The following is an 18,808-nucleotide window of genomic DNA, read 5'->3' on the forward strand; positions in this document are numbered from 1 at the left end:
GCACAACCTCGCCCTCGCTGGATAGATCAGCGGCTCGTACGGCGGCAAGCCCTGCCCAGGGCGATCCGGAGATCATTTACGGGACAACCCTTAGATCGGCATTTTTGTCACCATCCGAAGCCCACACGGCAACGAACTGACCTGCCGAAACCTCGCATCTCCCGCACTGACATCACGATGCCGAACTACCACCGACAAAACCCCGCAGATCATCACAGATGCAACACGGGCTCTTGGGCTCCGCGTGTTGCACCCGCCCGGGAACGGTTGCTGCCCTTGATGGCCACCAGGTCGCGGGACGACTCGGCACGCGGTCGTCACGGTCACCCGGCTCCGCAGTACGTGAACCGAGTTCCCCGTCAGTCATCATCGAGTCGGCATCCGCACACTAACTCCCGAGGACTTCGCCACCATCGCCGTCGACCACCTGCCCGAAGGCTGACGGCGGATCGGGGTCACCACTGGGTGGTGGCCGACACCTATGTGGGTGTCGGCCACCATCGCGTTAGGCAACCAAGGACAGCCAGTTCGTCGCCGGGGGCCAGCGGCGCGGCTTCATGCTCTGCCGGACGCCGAGCAGGTCCGCGCACCGCCCCTCAATGGCGTCCAGCGCCTCGGTGGGCGTCAGGTCGTCCAAGTGCAGGACCCGCACGCAGGCGAAGACGGCCCTTTTGGCCGGATCGCGGTCGTGCCCGTCGAGACGCCCGGTCAGACCGTTGAGGCGGCTTGCCTGACCGAGCCAGCGCAGCCGTCCGGCAATGTCGGTGATCAGGTAGATCCCGGTGAGGACACCCAGGTCGTTGAAGTGCCCGCGGTCTGCCCAGGGCAGCGGCCGCAGGTAGGTCGCTTGCAGGTAGCGGCCGCCGACGAGCGCCAGGCCGGCCAGGAGCGGTGCGGTCAGCACCGGCCCAGCTGGCAGCACGGAGCGGCTCACCGCTCGCCCTCGGCGTTGGCGACCTGCTCGGTGACTGAGTCGATGGTGACTTCGGTCTCGCCCTTCATGTCGGCCAAGCCGGCCTGCATCGCACCCAGGTCCTTCTTGAGCCGGGTCAGGGCCTGCTCCATCACCTCCACGCTGTAGGAGGGCGGATCGGCCAGCGCGGGCTTGCCGACCGCCGCGCCGGCGGCGATGGCCTCGCGAGCCACGACCAGCGCGGCGAGGAAGGCCTGCGGCAACTCACTGGACAGGCTCGTGACGAGGCGCAGCTGGGCGTCGAGGAGGATCTGCTCTGGACTCTTTTCCGGCTGCTGGGGCGGGGCGCTGTCCGACGCGCTGGGGCGGTCGTCCACCTTCTTCTTGGCGCGCCCTGTCTTCGGGAAGGTCACGCTGAACCAGATGCGGTCGGCGACGGTGCCGTCGACCGGAGCGCCGGTCTCATCGATCTGGCGGGGCGGGGTGCTGGCGTCGTTGGCGCGGGCGATCTCGCGCATCAGGGCGATGGTCTGCACGGGCTTCAGCAGCAGGGCGTTGCGTGCGCTGACGCCGCTGCGACGGCCCGGTCCCCGCTGGCCGTCGGCCGATCCGCGGTCGGCCTCGACCATGCCGTGTTCGGCGAGCCAGTGCAGGCCTCGTGTCACGAGGAAGTCGGACAGCTGCGTCTTGTCGGCCTCGGCCTGGTCCAGCGCGGTCCGCCAGTCCGGGCGGTCCGCGAGGGTGCCGCGCTTGGCGATGAAGCTGGAGTAGAGCGTGCCGTCCAGCAGGCGCGGGTTCCACCGGGTCCGGTAACCCTCGGCGATGGCGGCGGAGAGCATGCGCAGCCGGAGAGTGACGTTCTCCTCGCGGCTGTCGTAGTACCGCTCAGGCTCGCCGAGGACCCGGGCCACCTCGCGGTCGTGCCCCGGCTCCTTGGGGAAGGCCATGCCGAGCAGCGCCCGGTCGCGGCGGTCGCGGGCGTCAGTGACCGAGCCGGGGAGGGCGTCCGGCTCGCTGTCCTCGCCGGCGAGCCAGGCCCGGACGGGCTCGGTGATGCGGCCCGAGGCCTTCGCCTCGCGCAGGACCGCGCGCATGTCGGAGGTCGACTTCTCCGCTAGCGGGTAGTCGAGCTGCGGGCGGCGGTGGTCGGCACGGTTAGGGTCGAAGACCGTGTTGTGGAACTCGGTGGGGTTGTCCGTCCCGACGATAATCTGCATCTGGACGGTGGCGACCTCAGCGGCGGCCTGGGCAGTGTCGTGCAGGCGGTGCCTGGTGGAGGCGAACGCGTCCCGCAGCGTGTCCGCGAAGGCGGGGACCCAGATGACGGGGTCGGCGATGTACTCCGGCGGCGCAGGCTGACCAGGCTTCGGATCCGGCAGGTCGAGCATGCCGGTCGGGACGCCGAAGGCGATGTTGCGGGCGGTCAGACCGTAAAGCTTGAGCCTGGCCCGGGAACGGTTGCTGCCCTTGATGGCCACCAGGTCGACGACCTTGCGGATGACAGGGGCGCCCTGGTGGTTCTCGGTGATCGTCCGCACGAAGGGCACGTGCATGGTGCGGTTGGTCTGGCCGAAGACCGTCATGTCCTCGGCGAGGTCGTAGCCCCGCTTGCGGTCGGCCTCGGTGAGGGCACCGTCCATGATGCCCAGCAGGGTGTTGAGGACGGTGGGCTCCACCGGCTCGGCGGTCGTCACGAACGGCAGCGCGGTGCCGTCCGGGCCGGACCCGGTGGTCAGCCTCGGGAGCACCCGGACAGGGGAGGCGCCGAGTTGGGCCGGGCTGTCGAAGGCGCTGCGCACACGTTCGTTGTATTCGGTCGGGGTGCCGGCGAAGCCGTGCGTGGTCACCGACAGGACGTGCAGGCCCGTCTGCTCGTCCTTCACGATCACCCCGGGGCGAAGGCGGTGGACCGTCTCGGTCCGCGCCTTGGTGAGGTAGCGCTTCGGACGGATCACGTAGGACGCGATGACGTCGGTCACCAGCGGGGGCAGGCCAGTGGCGAGGGCCAACGCCTCAGAGAAGGCCCGGGTCCAGCTGAACGTGTCGGCGCCCGGGAACGGGTTGGCCTGGGTGGAAAGCTCCGCCTCGGAGGCGGTCGCCAGGTTGATGGTCGTCATGATCAGAATTCCAGGAGTGGGCGAGTCGGCCCGGGCCGGTCGGTCCGGGCAGAGCAAGGGCCCGGACCCCGGTGGAGGAACTCCGGAGTCGCTGTATCAGTCACCGCACGCCGAAAACGATCTGAGCGACTGTCACACGCGTCCGCCTCCCCGACCGCGTGGTGCGCGACCTACCGAGCCCGCTCGACGAAGAGAATCAGGGAGCTGAGCTGGGTGACCATTGCGCTTCCTCTGCCCGTACGGACCATGAGGGGTGGTGGAGAGCCGGCACAAGCCGAATGCTGGCGCGATCCTACGGCATCAAAAGAGGTCCAGGGCAACCAAACTGATAGGTCGTCGGCTCCCCAGGGGCTGACGCCCGATTGATCGAACGTCCCTGTGTCGTTGGCTGCCGGCCCAGACACCGAGCTCTTTCACCTGGACGGTGGACGGGCTCGCTCTCTCTGGCTATTGCGAGGTGATGGTGATCCTTAGCTCGACTGCGTCAGGCGCTACCAGCTGGGTGCTGCCTTCGGCGGCCCAGGCAAGTCGCCATGTGTCCGTTGAGAGGTTTGCAGTGACTGTAGGGCTAGGGGTGTCATCGAGGGTGATCGCGAGTGGTCGGGCGATCTCGCGCGGGATCCAGCCGAGGAGAAGTCCTTCGTGTTCGACTCGGATGGCGTTCGGGTCTGTGCGGTTACTAGCGTCGCGGTGGAGAGTCAGCGGGGTGCCAGCAGTGAGGTGGGCTAGGTAGCTGGCGCTGTGGGCGTGGCGTACGCCGCGTAGGTGGCAGGTGAATGTGCCGTGGCCGCGCAGGATGGTGGCCTGGGCCGCGCGGGGGCTTCGTCGTTCAGCGCTGCGGATGAGGAGGGCAGTGATGTCCGGCGTGGTGATCTCGGTGAGGTCGTCGGTGCTGAGGTGGTTGAGCCAGTCGAGAAAGACCCTGAAGGTGGGGTCTGTGTAGGGGCAGTGTGCGGCGAGGGCGATGGCGGCTGCGCGGTCGTGGATGCCGATGGTAGAGGCGTAGCAGGCTGCGGGCGTATCGACGCCGTATTTGGCCATGGCGGGGAGGGCAGCGAGGCGTCCTTCGGCGGGGATGCCGCGGCGGTGTTCGAGGAGTTGGAGGATCGCGGAGATCGCCCAGGCAAGGTCGTGTCCGATGACGCTGTCGATGACGACTGCGGTCTTGGTGATGTCGGCTGTGTGCAGCAGGTTTTTGTGGCGGTCGTGGATGTCGGTCGGGGGAAGGCCGGCGATCCAGTCGGCTGCGACGGGCGCGATGGCGGCCACGGGGACCTTCTTTTTACGGGCACCACGCTGGAGCTCCAGCACCGTGGTGGCTGCGGTCACGACGAGCTGCTGCAGTTCGGGCCACTGATCGCGGTCGAGGAGATCAGGTCGTGCCTCGAGGGTGGTCGCGATGCGGTCAGCAGCGGCGAGGGCGTCGATGCCGCCTTGGACGCTCAGGCCGGTGCGAACAATGCCGGCGCGGATGGCTCGGTCGGGAAGTCGTTGGCCGATGGCACGAACACGGCGTGCGGAAAAGCGGGCCAGTGGTTGAAGCGACCAGTGGCGGGCCCCGAGCTGGTGGGCAGCTAGGGTCTGGCCGAGCAGGGTATGGGTAGCTTCTTCGAGGAGGCCCTGGTCGGAGGTGTCAACAACTTCCTCGGCAAGCTGGGCGAGCAGTTGGATGTCCAGCCCCTCGGCCCACAGGATCGCTTTGTCGTCTTCAGGGTCGGCAAGGTCCAGGGTGGTGAGGTCTTGTCCGGGGGTTGGGTTGGTGCCGAGTCGGGCACGCACGAGTTGGACGTACAGGTCGGCGAGTGTGGAGATGACCGGTTCGATGTTGCTGCGGTCCAGGTAGCGACGGCGCAGCTGCCGTGCCTCGGTCTGGTCGTTGGCGATGAGGACGACGTGGCCTTCGGTTTCCTGGAAGGCGCGGCCAGCTCGGCCAGCGGTGTTCCAGAAGTCGCGGACTTTGATCGTTTCCTCTTTGCTGCGGCGGACGTCGGGGACGAGGACGGTCTTGGTGGGCAGGTTCATGCCCTGGGACAGGGTGCTGGTCGCGCACAGCACGCGCAGGGTGCCGTCCCGGTAGGCGCGCTCCAGGCAGTGGCGGACGGCTTGCGGTACTTCTGCGTGGTGGTAGGCAAAGCCGCGCAGGACCATGGTGGTCAGGTCGTGCCCGTCGCCGACGTGTCTAGCGATTTCGGTGCATAGTTTCAGACGGCCAATCAGGATTTGGGGGTCGATCGTGCCGTCCTCGGCGGTGCCGAGGGATCGGGTGCCATCGGTGTTGAGGGCTGTGGCGAGGGCTTTGGCGGCCGCGTGGGCCTTTACGCGTGAGGGTGAGGCGATCAACACGGGGCCAAGGCGGTCGAAGTGGAGGGCCAGTGCGGCCGTGACGTCCTTGCGTTCTCGGGGGAATAGGCGGGTCTTCTTCAAGTGGCGGGTGAGGACTCGGGAGAGGAAGAAGTCGCTGCTTCCGTGGACGCCGTACTCGATGGTGCCGCTCTGGCCGTCGATGTCGCGGCCGCGCCAGTAGAAGACGCCGGTGCGCAGCTGGGAGGGGGTCCAGTGGGTGCTGGCGTGGTTGGTGCCGTCGGCGGCGGGAGCGAGCCAGCGGGCCAGGTCGTCGCCGTTGGGCAGGACGGCGGAGAGCAGGATGGTGCGTGAGGTGGGGGCGGTGTGGCGGATGCGGGTGAGGAGCATCTCCAGGCGCAGGCCCCGTTCGTTTTCGGCGCGGTCGAGGCTGTGTCCTTCGTCGACCAGAATCAGGGCGAGCCGGGGGGCGAGTTCGGGGACGTTGCGCAGGAGGAGGTCGAGTTTTTCGCTGGTGACGACGAGGACGTCGGTGAAGTCCAGCAGTTGGGTTTCGTAGCGGACGTGCTCGACGCCGCCGAACATCGCGGAGACGCGCAGGCCGACCAGTTCGAGGCTTGCAGCCAGGTGCCGTTCGACCTGGGCAGCCAGTGCGCGGGTGGGGACGACGTAGACGGCCAGACGGGGCAGGTTCCACCAGGTGTCGTTGTCTGTGGGCCGGGGGGTGAGGGCGTGGAGGATGGCCCACTCGGCGATGTGGGTCTTGCCCGCCGAGGTGGGCATGGTGACCGCGAGGTTGGTCGCCGCAGCGTCCACGAGCCCTCTCTCCAGGGCCTTTCGCTGGGAGGGCCAGACTTGGGTCATGGGCCGTTTCGCAACGATCAAGGCTTTGAGATAGCGCTCCCATAGTCGGCCCCAGGTGGCCGCGCGGCGCAGCAGCATCCACGGTGAGGTGGCGACGATGTCCTCGACGACGTACGCGAGGGAGTCGATCAGGGTCCAGGTGTCGACGACCGAGGCGTCAAGGAGGATGGAGGCGGCCTTGCGCAGGTCAGTGACGGCTGCGCGTCCCGCTGCCCGGTCCCCCAGACGCCACAGGGCGGCGAGGGAGCGTGCGGCGCGTCCGGTCAGCCCGTACGCGGCGAGGACGGCGGCGTCCGCCCGGTCGGCGAGTCCTAGGCGGGCTGCTTCGACCAGCTGCTCGCCGAGAACGGGTAGGTCGGCTTCGGCCTGGGCGCCGAGGCGGGCGGCTTCGTCGATGTCGCGCTGCAGCACAGCGCCGGTCAAGGCGGCCACTCGATACGGGGCTGCGGTCGCGGCGGCCGAGACGAGTTCCTCGGCGGCGGCGAAGGCACGCATGGCTTCGGTGCGGAACTCTGCTGCGAGGGTGGCGGAGTTGGCCTGATAGCCGGCCAGGCTCCACATCGTCGCGGCGATCGCGAGGAGCTCCATGCGCTGCGGGTCGGTGGTCTCGTACCGCGCCGCGAGGTCAGCGTAGGCCTGGGCGATCTCGGTGAGCGGTCCTGGGTCTTCTCGCCGATCACGGGGCGTCCGGGTGAGCTGCCCCAGCCGGGCCAGCGTCAGGCCGCGGCGCAGCTCTCTGAGGTCGTAGGTGTAGGCGGCGGTGGCACCGTCGATGCTGATCTGCTCGGCCAGGACGTGCGAGCGCAGCTGGGCGCGCAGCGGCTGGGCGGCCTCTCCCTCGGTGAGGGCGTCATGGCCCAGCTGAGCCAGGACGCCGTTATAGTCCCTCACGCGGCAGTGTCCCTGGTGTGGTCTTTGGGCGCGCCTTGGGCTTCGGCTGCCTTGTACACGCGGGCGACGAAGTCCTGCAGGTCGCGGATCTTCACCACGGTCAGCTCGGTCGGCTGCTTGACGATGCCGGCGAGACGGGTGACGACCTCCTCCTTCCACGCCGCGTGGTCGTGCACGAATACCATGTGCCGCTCGACGGAGCGATGTTCCGGCTGCCTCAACACCTCGGCAATCCGGCGGGCCAGGAAGCCCTGCCCTCGTTCAAAGCAGCGGACCATGACGAACCGTATGCTTTCATCCAGCCGGTCGTTGTCCAGGATCTTCTCCAAGCTGTCGTGTGCTTCCTGTCCCAGGTCGAGCTTGCGCGTAGCGCGGGTCTTCACCTCCGGCACGGCAACCACGGGTGGGTTCTGGCGGAGCCGGAACGCAAGGACATCCGTGCCTTGGACCGCCTGGTTCGCAGTCTGCTTCCAGCGGAGCTTCAAGATCGGCACGCACCATCGGCGCACCCTCCTGTACAGCGCCCCGGTGACAATCTCCCCGAAGTCACCGTGCCGCGTCCGCGTCTCAGCCGGGAACATATTCGTGCGCACGTAACGAGCGACTTCCGGCGCGCCCAAGTCGTCAAAGACGAGAGCGAGCTCCCCCGGAGTGACGTAGTTCCGGGCCACCTCACGTCCGAGCTGCTCCAGCAGCTCCGCCTCACCAAGTTGCCCCGAGTCGACGAGCGCCTCGTACTGCAATGGTCCTGCCGGCAGTTGCACCGGCTCCGTCTGAAGCCACTTGTCGAACACGCACACCCCCGAGTTTCGACTCCCCGCCCAGTCACCATTGTCTCGGATTTTTCAGAATGCTGATCCGATGATCGCGTTTTTCCTGGACCACAAGCCTTTACGGCCCCCAGCAGGTCGGGACGTGATGATGGAGGAGGAGCATGACGTGCGCGCCGGGTGCTGGACGGTCAGGTACGGAAGCGGGAGAGCCAGGTGTCGCCGGCCTTCTGCTCGGGCACGGCCTGGTCGTGCCCTTGGTGCTCGGGCCCGGCCTGCTCGGCTTGACGCTCGGTGGTGATGGCGCGCTGCTTGCAGTCGTCGCACAGGTGCGGGTGGGTCTCGCGCGGGGCGCCCCACCCGGCGGGCTCGATGGCCTTCCACCGTTCGTCGGTGACCGGGTGCCGCAGCCAGCGCACACGGGGCGGCGGACCTCCGCTCGGCCCCTGTGCTGTGTGGCGATGCGGCGCGGCTCCTCCTGGTGCATCGACGCCAGTGGCCTGTGACTTCTGCCATCGCTGTAGGCCGGGCGAAGGGGGGCCTGGCACCCAGTCGATGGAGGTCGCCGCTACCGGCTCGTCTGGGAGACTCCACTCGGGTGCGGTCCGGTGTTGAGAGGGGCGCGGATGGACCGTCAGCTGAGTGTTGAGGAACGGCTGGAGCGACTGTTGAGATGGCAGAAGCCTGCGGGGTCGGCTGAGGCCGAACGGCAGCGACGTGCCGAACGGATGGTCCGGGAGGCAGTGGCCGCCCACAGTGTCTTCGCAGACCTCGACATCACGGTGGAGGCAAAGGGGTCGTACCCGAACAAAACGAACGTGCGTAATGACAGCGACGTCGACATCAAGGTGCAGATCAACGAACCGTTCCACGCACAGATCGACCCGCAGAGGTTCTGGTTCGGTGGGCGCTGGATGCACCGGTATGACGGGCCGTGGAAGCCTCGCATGCTGCGGCAGGAGCTGCACGCGGCCTTGGAGAACGCGTTCGGCACGGTCGACGACGACCACAACGTCGCGTTCTGCATCCCCGAGGTGCCCGGCAGCCGGCCGAGCGCCGACGTCGTGCCCTGCTTCAAGTACGTGCAGTTCACCGACGAGTCCTTGAGCCAGAGCATCGAGGGGAGCATCGTCTACTGCCGTGATGGGGCGGAGATCATCAACTGGCCCCATCAGCAGCTGGTGAACAGCAGGACCAGCACGGGAAGTGACACCCCGCCCGCTCCCACCCAGTACGACCAAGTCATCGACCAGGCCTTCCAGTAGTGACGAACTCGTTGATGAAGACACAAGGCCCTCATCCCTTACACGCCACAGGAGGGCCGGATCCGGATGCCGAACGGAAAGAATTTTTCCCAACTCCCCCTACCGACCCGCGCGAAACACTGTTTCCCCAGGTCACATGGTTGTCTGGGCTGGAAAATTGATGCAGATGGGAAGGATCCGCGTCGAATCCGGGTCCCCGAGGGGCGCGCGGGCTGGGCGGGCGTCTGGCGCTGTGGGACGAGCCGGCACCGGCGCGGCCGCTGGGAGCGCCTTGTTCGCGACAGCTCCTGCCGGCTGGGGTGAGGTGGTCTCGATCTGCTGAGCATCCATTGCGAAAACGCCCGCCAAAACGGTGAGCACGAGACCGTGATGGAGTGACCCATTACCCCAGCCTCCTGCGGATCGCTCCCCTGCAGGGGGAGACGACCTCGTCGCTGATCTGCCGCATCGCCAGCCGCTACGGGTTGGAAGCGAAGGCGTTGCGGTCCTGCTGGCACTGGCGCAACCACCAGCCCAAGCACGAGCGCGGGGCCTGTCGGGCCGACGCCGAGGTGCTGCTGAATGCGGCTGGACGGCAGCTTCTGGCAGGGTTGTGCGGCGTCGAGGAAGGCGTGCTGGCGCGGGCGTTGCCGTCCTGGGGGCAGGAGGATGCCAAGTTGCCCGCCGAAGCGGGCGGAGTGCCGGCGGCGGTGTGGCGGATCGGCGCAGTCGCCGGGCCGGTGGCTTTCGGCTGTCGTCTGTGCACGGCGCGGCGTACGGGGACGGCCATGCGGGTGATGCGATACGCCCCGCGGTGGGAGCAGGTGTGCGTGCGGCATGGGCGGTGGCTGCTGGACGCGGATGCCGACCAGCCCCACGAGTATCTGGACGTGCAGCGTCTGCCGGAGGTGGTCGCGGCGCAGCGGCGGTGGATCGGGGTGGGGCGTCGGGCTGCACGGGCGGGCGCAGAGCCGGAGCGGGTGTTCGCTTTGGCGTATGCGGTGGTGGCCCGGTGGTGGGCGCAGGCCTATGCCTGGGAGCGGGAGACGATCTGGCCGCGGCGGCTGCATCAGGTCGCGGGTGGGGATGCCGGTGGTGATCTGGAGTGGTGGCGGATCGTAGGGCGGGACGCGGCCATCTTCCCGGAGGTCGTGGCGGTCGCCGACGCGCTGATGGATCCGGCCATGGCGGAGCTGGTGTGGGTGGATGGTGGTGCGGGGCGGCCGCGGGCGCTGCCCGCCGACGGGATGTTCTGCCGCCGGCTCGGGGAGAGGGTCGGTCGACCGTGGCTGGGGCCGCTGGCCGCGACGGACCACGGCGGTCCGCTGATCGCCTGGATGGGCGGCGTCATCCGTCGGCGCCGCACTGCCGGGGGCTCACCGGGGTGGGGGGATGATCCGTGGTGGGTGCGCCGGGAGCATCAGCCGGTGGCGATGGCCGGGCAGTTGCGGGTGCTGGGCAAAGAGAAGCGGGCGCCGGGCTCGGGGACGATGTGGCGTGCGGCGGTGCCCGCCGAGCAGCGGATGCTGATCACCCGGACGATCGAGAGCGCTGAGGAGCAGCTGCTTCAGCTGCGCGGCGTGCAGAGCGGGCCGACCGCCGAGGTCACCCGGCTGCTGCTGCGCGGCCTCGGTCACAGTGCCGGTCTGATCGAGGCGGCCTGGAAGCGGACCGCGGTGGCAGCGGTGAACGGCGGAGTGCCCTTGGAGGAGGTGGCCCGGTGGGTGGACATGCCTGCCGAGACGCTCAGGAGGATGCTGACGACGGGTAAGCGGGAGGACGGCGGTTGAGCACGGGGACGAGCGTCGACTGTTAGCTGATAGGGCACTCGTTTGTGGCAGAAATCCTGAAAACAGCGGCGGCTGCCGACGTGAGCGACTTGGCTGACGCAGGTGAGCAGCACAGGAGCGGCCGGGGCCGTGGGCAGGGCGATTGGCCGTGGAGCGTCGGAGCGGTTTCGAGGCGGTGTTCCTCGACCCGGTAGGTCAGCGGGTTCAGCAGCGGTGGGCGGATGCCGCCATGACCGTGGCGTTCGAGGAGTTGCCGCCGGTGTCTGCGTTCCCGGTGATCCCGGGACGGCGCTGGGGGCCGGGTTTGTGGTGGTCGGCGACCACCGGGCGGCACGTGGCAGCGGGTTCGAACGCGATGCGCGTCCAGTTGATGGTCCTGGACCGCGACCCTGACGTGACGGGGCTGGCAGGGCGGCCGGTAAGGGTGATGTGGCGTGAGGAGCGGGGACGGGTGCGTGCTTGGGTGCCGCAGCTGTTCGCCCGGTACCGCGATGGCACGGGTCTGCTGGCCGACTGCCCCAGCCACCCGGAAGCCGGCGGCGAACGCGCGGTGAAGGCTGCCGAAGCGGTAAGCGCAGCATGTGAGGAACTCGGCTGGGCCTACCGGCGCCTTGCGCCGCTCGACGACGTCCTGGCCGCCAATCTGAAATGGCTGGCCGGCTACCGCCACCCCCGCAACGCCGGCCGCCCCGCCCTGACGCTCACAGTCATGGAGGCGTTCGCGCGGCCGCGCCCACTGATCGAAGGTGCCGAAGCGGCCGGCGACCCGATCGAGGTCCTCCCCGCCGTCTTCCATGCCCTGTGGCACGGACGGGTGGCGGCGGATCTGGAAATGCCGCTGCACGAACGCGTCCTGGTCGGTCTCCCAGGCTGGAACGGCCCCGGCACGACAGGTGGGGCCGGGTGAGCGCGCGGCGCCGTGTCCGGCCCGCTGTGCAGGTCGGGGCGCATGTCCGATTCCGCGGTGTGAAATGGCAGGTGGCCGCCCTGTCCGGGCAGGTGATCCATCTCGTCGGCCCGGACGGAGGTGGTGAGGCCGTGCTCGCCGGGTACCTGTTCGCCGATCCCGGCTTCAGCGTCATCGGAGCGGATGCGCCGCAGGCGGCCCCGCAGTGGGGGCTGTTCGACACCGCCCCCGCCACGGCACGCGAGAAGGCGCTGGCCTGGCAGCGGCATGTACGGGAAGTCGAATGCGGCCTCGCCGACGGGCCCGGCAGCGGAGGGGTGGTACGGCCGCAGTACGACCCGGAGCGGCACACGCTGGCCGAGCGGGAGCAGGCCAAGGCCGAGGAGCTGACCGCGCTCGGGTTCGGCCGGGTGTCGCGCACCACGGTGCAGCGCATGCGCCTTGCCTACCGCAAACAGGGACTGTGGGGGCTGCTCGACCACCGCACCACCCGAGCTTCCAGCCCCACCGGGCGTTCCGACGAACGGGTCGCCGCCGCCGTCCGCGAGGCGCTGCGCCGCCGCCGCGGCCGTTCCAAGGGCACCATCAGCGGTCTGTTCCCGCTGATCAACCAGATCCTGGAAGACCGACACGGTCCCGGGACGGTGCCGGTGCCGTCCCAGGCCACGCTGTACCGACTCGTCACCACCCTGGCCCGACCCGGCGAACTGCCAAGTGGCCCGGTGCGGCAGGTGCCCGCGAGTTTCGAAGGGCGGGCTTTCACCCCCGCCACCGCGCTGCGACCCGGCGAGCAGGTCCAGATCGACACCACCCGCCTGGACGTCCTGGCCCTCTTCGACGACGGCCACCTCGCCCGGCCCGAACTCACCATCGCCGTAGACGTCGCCACCCGCGCCATCCTCGCCGCCGTGCTGTGCCCGAGTGCGACCAAGGCCGTGGACGCGGCCCTGTTGCTGGCGGAGATGGCCGTCCCGCACCCCGCCCGGCCGACCTGGCCGGGCATCCTGCGCATGGACGGAGCCGCCACGCTGCCCCATCAGCGCCTGGCCTCGCTGGACGAGCGCCTGGCCGGGGCGGCGGCCCGGCCGGTCGTCCTGCCCGAGACGATCGTCGTCGACCGGGGGCAAAATCTTCGTCTCCCGGGCGTTCACCGCCGCCTGCGAGACCCTCGGTATCAGCATCCAGCCCGCCCCGCCCCACGCCCCCACCGCCAAAGGCATCGTCGAGCGCACCTTCGGCACCATCAACGCCCTGTTCTGCCAGCACCTGCCCGGCTACACCGGATCCGACGTCACCCGCCGCGGCCCCGACACCGAGAAAGGAGCCTGCTACAGCGTCCCCCAGCTCCAAGACCTGCTCGATGAGTGGCTGGTGCACTACCACCACCGTCCCCACGAAGGCCTGCGCCACCCACTAATGCCCCGCAAAGCCCTCACACCGAACCAGATGTGGGCCGCGCTGTCGCCGTCGCCGGATACGTGCCCGTCCCGTTGACCGGCCGCGACTACCTCGAACTGCTGCCTGTGCGCTGGCAGGCCATCACCGCCTCCGGCATCCGCATCCACCACCGCACCTACGACCACGATCTCCTCGCCCCCTACCGCGGCCAGCCCTCCCCCGTCGCCGGCCGAGGCGGGAAATGGGAGATCCACTACAACCCCCACGACGTCCGCCAGATCTGGATCCGCCTCCCCGACGGCGACCTCACCGCAATCCCCTGGATCCACCGCGACCACGTCCACCGGCCCTTCGACGAACGCACCTGGCAGCACATCAAAACCCTCGCCCTCCACGGCAACCACGGCGATGCCGAGCAGTACGAAGCCGACCTCGCCGACGCACTCGACCAGCTCATGCGCCGCGTCCACAGCGGCCACGCCACCAAGGCCGAGCAGGCCCTCCTGGCCCGCACCACCGCAGTCCCCCTCCCCACAGCCCGCCAACCAGGACACGACACCGCACGGCCCGCCGACAGCCCGGCGCAGCAAGGTGCCGATGGCAAAGACGACAGCATCGATGACCTCGACGACCTGCCCGACGACAACTTCAGTCCCGCCCCTGCCACCGGATTCGGGCTCTACGACACACACGAGGAAGCCGACAAATGGTGAACCCGAACCCGCAGAGTGCGGGCAGCACACTGGCGAAACCCACAACGAGCCCGGTCCCACTCAGCGCACACGACACAACCCCAGCTCACACCCCGAACTGCCCGGTGGAACCGTGCACCCGGCCTCTCTCAACGAACCCACAACACACCAGGCCAGCAAGCCCGCAATACACCAACAAACCCCCCTCCGAGCGTCAATCCCCCACCGCGCATCTCCGGCCGGAGGAGCGTGGAAGCTCCACACCTGGTGCGGGGTGTGGAGCCCAGCTCACTCAGCGGAAGGGACCGTCGGTCGCGAAGGCCTGGGCTGCAAAGCGCTTGCCCATTCGACGGTATGCGGCGGCGGTGGGGTGAAGGCCGTCGGCCAGGTCGTCTGCCTCGTCCGGGCCGAGCAGCTCGCGTCCGTCGAGATAGTGGAGGTGGGGATCGGACGCCTGTCGTGCCGCAGTGATCCGGGCAAGCTCGGCACGGACCACCGCCAGCGACAATGCCCCGCCGGCCACATCGGCCGGGTCGCCCAGGGCAGCGAGCCTCCCGTCCGGGCCGGTCGCGGTCGGGCCGGGGGTCTCCTCCAGGGCCGGACAGCTCACCGGAGAGATCAACAGCAGCGGGGTGTCCGGGTGTCCATCCCGGATCGTGTCCAGGAATCCGTGTACCGCCGGGCCGAACGTGCGCAGTCGGAAGGCGGACAGGCTCACGATGTTGATGCCCACCTTGAGACTGATCAGGTCGGCGGGCGTATCGCGGATCGTCCGGGCGACATAGGGATCCAGCAGCGCGTTGCCCGCCTGGCTGAGGTTGATCACCTCCACCCTTCCGAGCGCAGCTGCCACCACCGGCCAGGTCCCGGTCGGGCCGTCAGCCTCGATGCAGTGGCTGATGGAACTGCCGTGGTGCACCCAGCGGCGCCGCCCGTCCGGCAGCGGTGCCAGCACGTCACCGTCAGCGCGCAGTGCCACCAGTTCCGTCGGGGTCTGCTGTGGCAGCCACAACTCGACGCCCTTCATGCCGGCCGGCAGCCCAGCGAACCGTACGGTTGCTGGCTCGCCCGGGATGAGTCGCTGTACGGCCCCGGGGCCCGCCATCCGCAGCACGTTGCCCACCGGCGCCTGCTGACGCCCGGCCAAGGCGCCGTCCACCAGCAGCTCCAACATCCCGGTTGGGCGAGGGTGGGGGTCGGAGTCGAGCTGGCCGGTGGAGGTGAGTACCTCGAACTCCAATGCGCGCGCATCGGTGCGGAACACCAGCCGCACCCCCGAAGGCATCACGGTCACCCCGTAGACCGACGGGTCCTGGTACTGCTCCTTGGTCCACGCGGGCAACCGGCGCGGCATCACCCCTGCCTGTGTGGTCTCCAGGTCCAACGCACCCCGTATCTCCACCGGCCCGCCCACCAGCGGAACCGCCCGCAGCGCCACCGTCACCGCTGCTGTCCCAGGTCAACGTGGTCCGGAGATGTCATCGACCCGGCGCCTTCGTGGCTCATCGACGCCCGCCGAACTCCCAGTCGTGGACCTCGATGTCCGCGTACCGGTCCGCAGTCAGGACGGCTCGTGCCGTGTCCGGATCCGGGGCCCTCAGCAGCACCGCCGTACCCAGCCAGGTGTCGCCGTCGTCGGACAGCAGCGGCCCGTACGCGACCAGCTCGTCCCGGTCGAGCGGCAGGGCAAGGTCGGCGGCCGGGCCCTCGCCGAGGCCGAGCACCAGGTACCGGTTGCCATCGGTCCGGCCACCGGGGAAATCCCACATGGTGCGCCCCAGCACGTTGCGCCACCGGCGCAGCAGCACATCCCGGTACGCGCCGGCCTGGTAGTTGGGCTCCTCGAAGGCGAACGCGCGGGCCGCGGCGGGATCGGGCAGATCGACGATGTGCACGCTGCCGGTGGGTGTTCCACCATCATCGGCGAAGGTCGGGCCGCGAGCGATCAGAACCTTCGCGTACCGGTCCATGTAGGACCAGTGCTCCTCCACCGACTCCTTGCGTAACGCGAGGGAGCCGGGCCGGTCACGGTGGTAGCAGAAGAACTCCATGACCACAGACCCTTCCCCATCAAGGGCACCATCTCAACTGGCTTTTGGCAACGATGACCAGCGCTCGAAGCCAGACAGCATTCCGGAAAACGGCGTAGCGTCACGGTCGCGCGGTCACAACCAAGTGAGTTCGAACACGGCTGCTCCGCAGCCAAGTGGCAGAAACAGCATCCGGCGCCGGCATCCCCGGCTCAGGACGGCCCACAGCCGCCCAAGGATCACGCACCGGACTCTGAAAGCGGGCACTCAGCAGTTGTAGCGGTGGGTGTACGGGGTGCCCCACTCCCCGTCATACGGCCGCCGGGCCCGGATCGACACGACCGCGTGCGCGTGAAGCAGCGGCCTCGATTCCGTGGCTCTGGACTCGTAGTGCCGGAAGACCGCGACGATCAGCCCGTCCTTGACCCGGGCCCGCTGCTTACCGCCGGCCTTCCAGCGGATCTCCACGACCGACTCCTCCAGCCATACCAGCGTCTTGTCGCGGGCGACGTCGCCGCACAGCTCCAGCACCCGGCGGCGCCGGTCGTCCATCAGGGCCCACGCGAGGTACGCCGTCGGCGGGAGCCGGAACAGCAGGTCGAAGGCCGGCCAGGGCTGGACGAGAAGCCCCGCCTCGAAGAGATCCGCGACAACCTCAAAGACAGGGTCGCCGAAGCCGAACGCGAAGGGTGGCTCGGCGAAGTCGAAGGACTGTTTACCAGCCTCGCCGCCGCCGAGGATAAGATCGCCCAGATCGATGCTCAGCAGAAGAAGCAGTCCCCCGTCTTCCTGGGCCTGCCCACCCTCACCCAGCTCACCGTCCGCACCAGCGAAGCCACCAAGTAGCCCTGGACCACCACCGCTCCCGAAGTCGTTAGCGGAAGTCGTAGTCCTCATCCATGCCGCTGGAGAGCCAGATCTCCTCGGCTCCAGCGAACGAGTGCCCCTCAGGCTCCTCCTCATGATCAAGGAAGTCCGGACCCTCGAAGTGATCCTCACCGATCATGCACCGGCAGGGAGAGACCTCCTGTGAGGGTTCACCGTTGACGAGGCTGTTGACGACACGGTCATGCGAAGGTCCCGTAGGCATGGCCCGATGCTACCAAGTCGGGCCAACGCTCCCTCCAGCCCTGTCCTCCCGTAATGATCTCCGAGTCGTTAGTTCAGAGATGGCGTACAGCACGTCGTCTGGCGCCGCATCGGCACCCACGGCATCCTCACGGGCCCCTGACCGCGTCGGGAGGCGGAGGGCATGGGCGGTCACCCGCTGGCAGGCTCGGCACCCGCGCCGAAGGGCTGGACGTCCGCAACCGCGACGTCCAGCCGGAGCCGGGCGAGGCGCACCGGGTGCCTCCACGCTCCGCGCCCCAGCGCCGTGTCCACCGTGATCTCGGCGACCAGCACCGGTTCGACCAGCACGACATCGAGCGGCGTCCGCGACCCCCAGGAGGTCATGAACCGGACGTTTTCCCCGGGATGTCCGGGCCCGGGTGGCGTCAGCCGCTGGGTCCACCAGCAGCGCAAAGCGTTGCGGGCCGGTGAGCTGGAGAAGCGGCGCAAGACGCTGCTCGACGCGCCGGAAGCCGGGATGGTGTGGGAACCGGGCGAAGAAGCCTGGGAGAACAAACCCGCCGCCCTCCGCTCCTAGAGCGCCTTCAAGCTGCCGGGCGCGTAGCCGAGAAGGGGTTCGGCCTCGGGCGCCGGGGCGCAAGACTAGGCGAGGCGTCATCCGGGGTACGCATGGCCAGCGGCGGCGGCGACCGTACGGCGGCACGCGGTACGACGGCGGGACGGTCGGCGACCGTACGGCGGGTGGCGGGAAGGGCGGCCGTACAACGGAGTGCGGCGGCGCGGGCGCAGGTGTGCAGGTAGGAGGGATTGCCGTACGCCGCCAGGCCCCGCTGCCATGCCGAAGTTGTTGTTGCACACCCGCCGCCCGGGCGGGGGACTGAGCGCTGTTAGTCATCGGCGCCCAGGGTTGCCCGACGAGGTTGTGACGCGCCGGGCGTCGGGGCGGGGGCCGACGACGTGGTCTGGCTTGCCGCCAACCGGGTCGCGCCGCGCACCTGTCGATCCAGCCAACGCCTTTCCGACCGGGGGTAGTGCTTCCTGTACTCCAGCGAGCCCCACCAGACTCCTCGCCAGAGCCGATAGCAGCCACGGGCCAACGGTTCCGCGACAAGCACGAGCACGAGCACCCCAGTGACGGTGACGTAGAACGATGACCTCGCCAACTCTGACGCCGGTCCGGGGTGGGCCGTCCCGGTCCACGCGAGGATGCGCATCTGCTGTACCAACAGCAACGCACACGTCGCCGACCAGATCAAACTGGCCACGGCGTTGGCACGGGTCCGCCGACGCAGTTCGTCACGCTGCTCTTGCAACCGGACGAGGGACTCCGGTGACGGTTCAGTGCCTAGGCGCCGCTGGTCGAGCAAGAGCGCCTTGGCCTCGGCCTGCTCGCGCGTTGCGGCAAGCATCCTGTCGCCCACCCGCTTCGTCAGTCCGGTGTACTGGACCGTCCCCACCAGCAGGACAGCCGCGTTGATCGTCGTCACAATGGCGGCGTAATCATTACTCATCGCCCAGACCATGTACGTCCCCCAGCGTCCTCGCGGCGAGCTGCGTCACGTCAGCATCCGACACGTTCCTTCCCTGCACAGTGCTACGTAACGCCAAACCTGAGCCCGAGGCCGAGACACGATGGGCGCTGGTCCGCGGCCGCCGAGCACGGTGCAGAGCGAGGGCGGCAGCGTCGACGGAGCCAAGACTGACGTCAGCACCGGAACCTCCGGCCGCTGGCGGCACGCCGCACGCTGGCACCGGGTGCGCCCCGACCTCTCCCCCGCCGACGCCCCCCCGCTGGTCGCCAGCGAGCTGTCAGCGGCACG

Annotated in this window: 16 protein-coding genes and 1 pseudogene; 6 read left to right on the forward strand and 11 right to left on the reverse strand. The window is 69.0% G+C overall.

Annotated features, from left to right (window positions below; genetic code table 11):
* Positions 1-505 precede the first annotated feature (505 nt).
* The 5 genes from ACWDX6_RS28600 to ACWDX6_RS28620 all read right to left on the reverse strand — a co-directional run bounded on the left by ACWDX6_RS28600 (position 506) and on the right by ACWDX6_RS28620 (position 8,275).
* Positions 506-934 carry a hypothetical protein gene (locus ACWDX6_RS28600; RefSeq protein ID WP_386082156.1) on the reverse strand — a complete coding sequence of 143 codons (429 nt, stop codon included), beginning with the start codon at positions 932-934 and terminating at the stop codon, positions 506-508.
* Positions 931-3,030 (reverse strand): hypothetical protein, encoded by a 2,100-nt coding sequence (locus ACWDX6_RS28605; protein WP_451487771.1) that lies wholly within the window; start codon positions 3,028-3,030, stop codon positions 931-933. Before ACWDX6_RS28605 ends, ACWDX6_RS28600 begins: the two co-directional genes overlap by 4 nt.
* Positions 3,031-3,477: 447 nt before the next feature.
* A complete protein-coding gene (locus tag ACWDX6_RS28610) occupies positions 3,478-7,086 on the reverse strand; it encodes a DEAD/DEAH box helicase (protein ID WP_451487772.1) in 3,609 nt (1,202 codons plus the stop codon).
* The gene (locus ACWDX6_RS28615) at positions 7,083-7,880 is read right to left on the reverse strand and encodes a hypothetical protein (RefSeq protein ID WP_451487773.1); all 798 of its coding nucleotides are present in this window, start codon (positions 7,878-7,880) and stop codon (positions 7,083-7,085) included. Before ACWDX6_RS28615 ends, ACWDX6_RS28610 begins: the two co-directional genes overlap by 4 nt.
* 167 nt (positions 7,881-8,047) lie before the next feature.
* Positions 8,048-8,275: a hypothetical protein gene (locus ACWDX6_RS28620; RefSeq protein WP_451487774.1), complete on the reverse strand. Its 228-nt coding sequence runs from the start codon at positions 8,273-8,275 to the stop codon at positions 8,048-8,050.
* Between the two features lie 399 nt (positions 8,276-8,674).
* Between ACWDX6_RS28620 and ACWDX6_RS28625 the strand changes: the two genes are divergently transcribed.
* From ACWDX6_RS28625 to ACWDX6_RS28645, 5 genes are all read left to right on the forward strand, one after another.
* Positions 8,675-9,121: a hypothetical protein gene (locus tag ACWDX6_RS28625; protein ID WP_451487775.1), complete on the forward strand. Its 447-nt coding sequence runs from the start codon at positions 8,675-8,677 to the stop codon at positions 9,119-9,121.
* A 374-nt stretch (positions 9,122-9,495) separates the two neighbouring features.
* Positions 9,496-10,890 carry a DNA-binding protein gene (locus ACWDX6_RS28630; RefSeq protein ID WP_451487776.1) on the forward strand — a complete coding sequence of 465 codons (1,395 nt, stop codon included), beginning with the start codon at positions 9,496-9,498 and terminating at the stop codon, positions 10,888-10,890.
* A 148-nt stretch (positions 10,891-11,038) separates the two neighbouring features.
* Complete coding sequence (locus tag ACWDX6_RS28635; protein WP_451487777.1) at positions 11,039-11,797, forward strand: TnsA-like heteromeric transposase endonuclease subunit; 759 nt, start codon at positions 11,039-11,041, stop codon at positions 11,795-11,797.
* Between the two features lie 59 nt (positions 11,798-11,856).
* Positions 11,857-13,161: a hypothetical protein gene (locus ACWDX6_RS28640; protein WP_451487778.1), complete on the forward strand. Its 1,305-nt coding sequence runs from the start codon at positions 11,857-11,859 to the stop codon at positions 13,159-13,161.
* Between the two features lie 84 nt (positions 13,162-13,245).
* Entirely contained in the window at positions 13,246-13,908 is a 663-nt protein-coding gene (locus ACWDX6_RS28645; RefSeq protein WP_451487779.1) for a Mu transposase C-terminal domain-containing protein, read from the forward strand.
* A gap of 271 nt (positions 13,909-14,179) precedes the next feature.
* Here the strand turns inward: ACWDX6_RS28645 and ACWDX6_RS28650 are convergent, their stop codons facing one another.
* From ACWDX6_RS28650 to ACWDX6_RS28670, 5 genes and pseudogenes are all read right to left on the reverse strand, one after another.
* Entirely contained in the window at positions 14,180-15,331 is a 1,152-nt protein-coding gene (locus tag ACWDX6_RS28650; RefSeq protein WP_451487780.1) for a GDSL-type esterase/lipase family protein, read from the reverse strand.
* A gap of 58 nt (positions 15,332-15,389) precedes the next feature.
* Positions 15,390-15,938, reverse strand: a complete 549-nt coding sequence (locus ACWDX6_RS28655) for a YciI family protein (protein ID WP_451487781.1) — start codon at positions 15,936-15,938, stop codon at positions 15,390-15,392.
* Positions 15,939-16,214: 276 nt separating this feature from the next.
* Positions 16,215-16,532: pseudogene (locus tag ACWDX6_RS28660) on the reverse strand (relaxase domain-containing protein); the annotation flags it as partial.
* Between the two features lie 259 nt (positions 16,533-16,791).
* Complete coding sequence (locus tag ACWDX6_RS28665; protein WP_451487782.1) at positions 16,792-17,007, reverse strand: hypothetical protein; 216 nt, start codon at positions 17,005-17,007, stop codon at positions 16,792-16,794.
* Between the two features lie 170 nt (positions 17,008-17,177).
* Positions 17,178-17,372: a hypothetical protein gene (locus ACWDX6_RS28670; RefSeq protein ID WP_451487783.1), complete on the reverse strand. Its 195-nt coding sequence runs from the start codon at positions 17,370-17,372 to the stop codon at positions 17,178-17,180.
* Between ACWDX6_RS28670 and ACWDX6_RS28675 the strand changes: the two genes are divergently transcribed.
* Entirely contained in the window at positions 17,371-17,565 is a 195-nt protein-coding gene (locus tag ACWDX6_RS28675) for a hypothetical protein (protein ID WP_451487798.1), read from the forward strand. The two genes, ACWDX6_RS28670 and ACWDX6_RS28675, sit on opposite strands and share 2 nt — an antisense overlap.
* 310 nt (positions 17,566-17,875) lie before the next feature.
* Here ACWDX6_RS28675 and ACWDX6_RS28680 read toward each other — a convergent pair whose 3' ends face one another.
* Positions 17,876-18,499, reverse strand: coding sequence for a hypothetical protein (locus ACWDX6_RS28680; RefSeq protein WP_451487784.1), 624 nt, complete (start codon positions 18,497-18,499; stop codon positions 17,876-17,878).
* Positions 18,500-18,808 lie beyond the last annotated feature (309 nt).

The organism is Streptomyces sp. NPDC003027, assembly GCF_053591435.1.

What these genes read in the sequence shown, in the direction of transcription:
- ACWDX6_RS28605 (WP_451487771.1), bottom strand. Translation starts at nt 3,030, where the DNA reads ATGACGACCATCAACCTGGCGACCGCCTCCGAGGCGGAGCTTTCCACC.
- ACWDX6_RS28655 (WP_451487781.1), bottom strand. Translation starts at nt 15,938, where the DNA reads ATGGAGTTCTTCTGCTACCACCGTGACCGGCCCGGCTCCCTCGCGTTA.
- ACWDX6_RS28665 (WP_451487782.1), bottom strand. Translation starts at nt 17,007, where the DNA reads ATGCCTACGGGACCTTCGCATGACCGTGTCGTCAACAGCCTCGTCAAC.
- ACWDX6_RS28675 (WP_451487798.1), top strand. Translation starts at nt 17,371, where the DNA reads ATGAACCGGACGTTTTCCCCGGGATGTCCGGGCCCGGGTGGCGTCAGC.
- ACWDX6_RS28670 (WP_451487783.1), bottom strand. Translation starts at nt 17,372, where the DNA reads ATGACCTCCTGGGGGTCGCGGACGCCGCTCGATGTCGTGCTGGTCGAA.
- ACWDX6_RS28680 (WP_451487784.1), bottom strand. Translation starts at nt 18,499, where the DNA reads ATGAGTAATGATTACGCCGCCATTGTGACGACGATCAACGCGGCTGTC.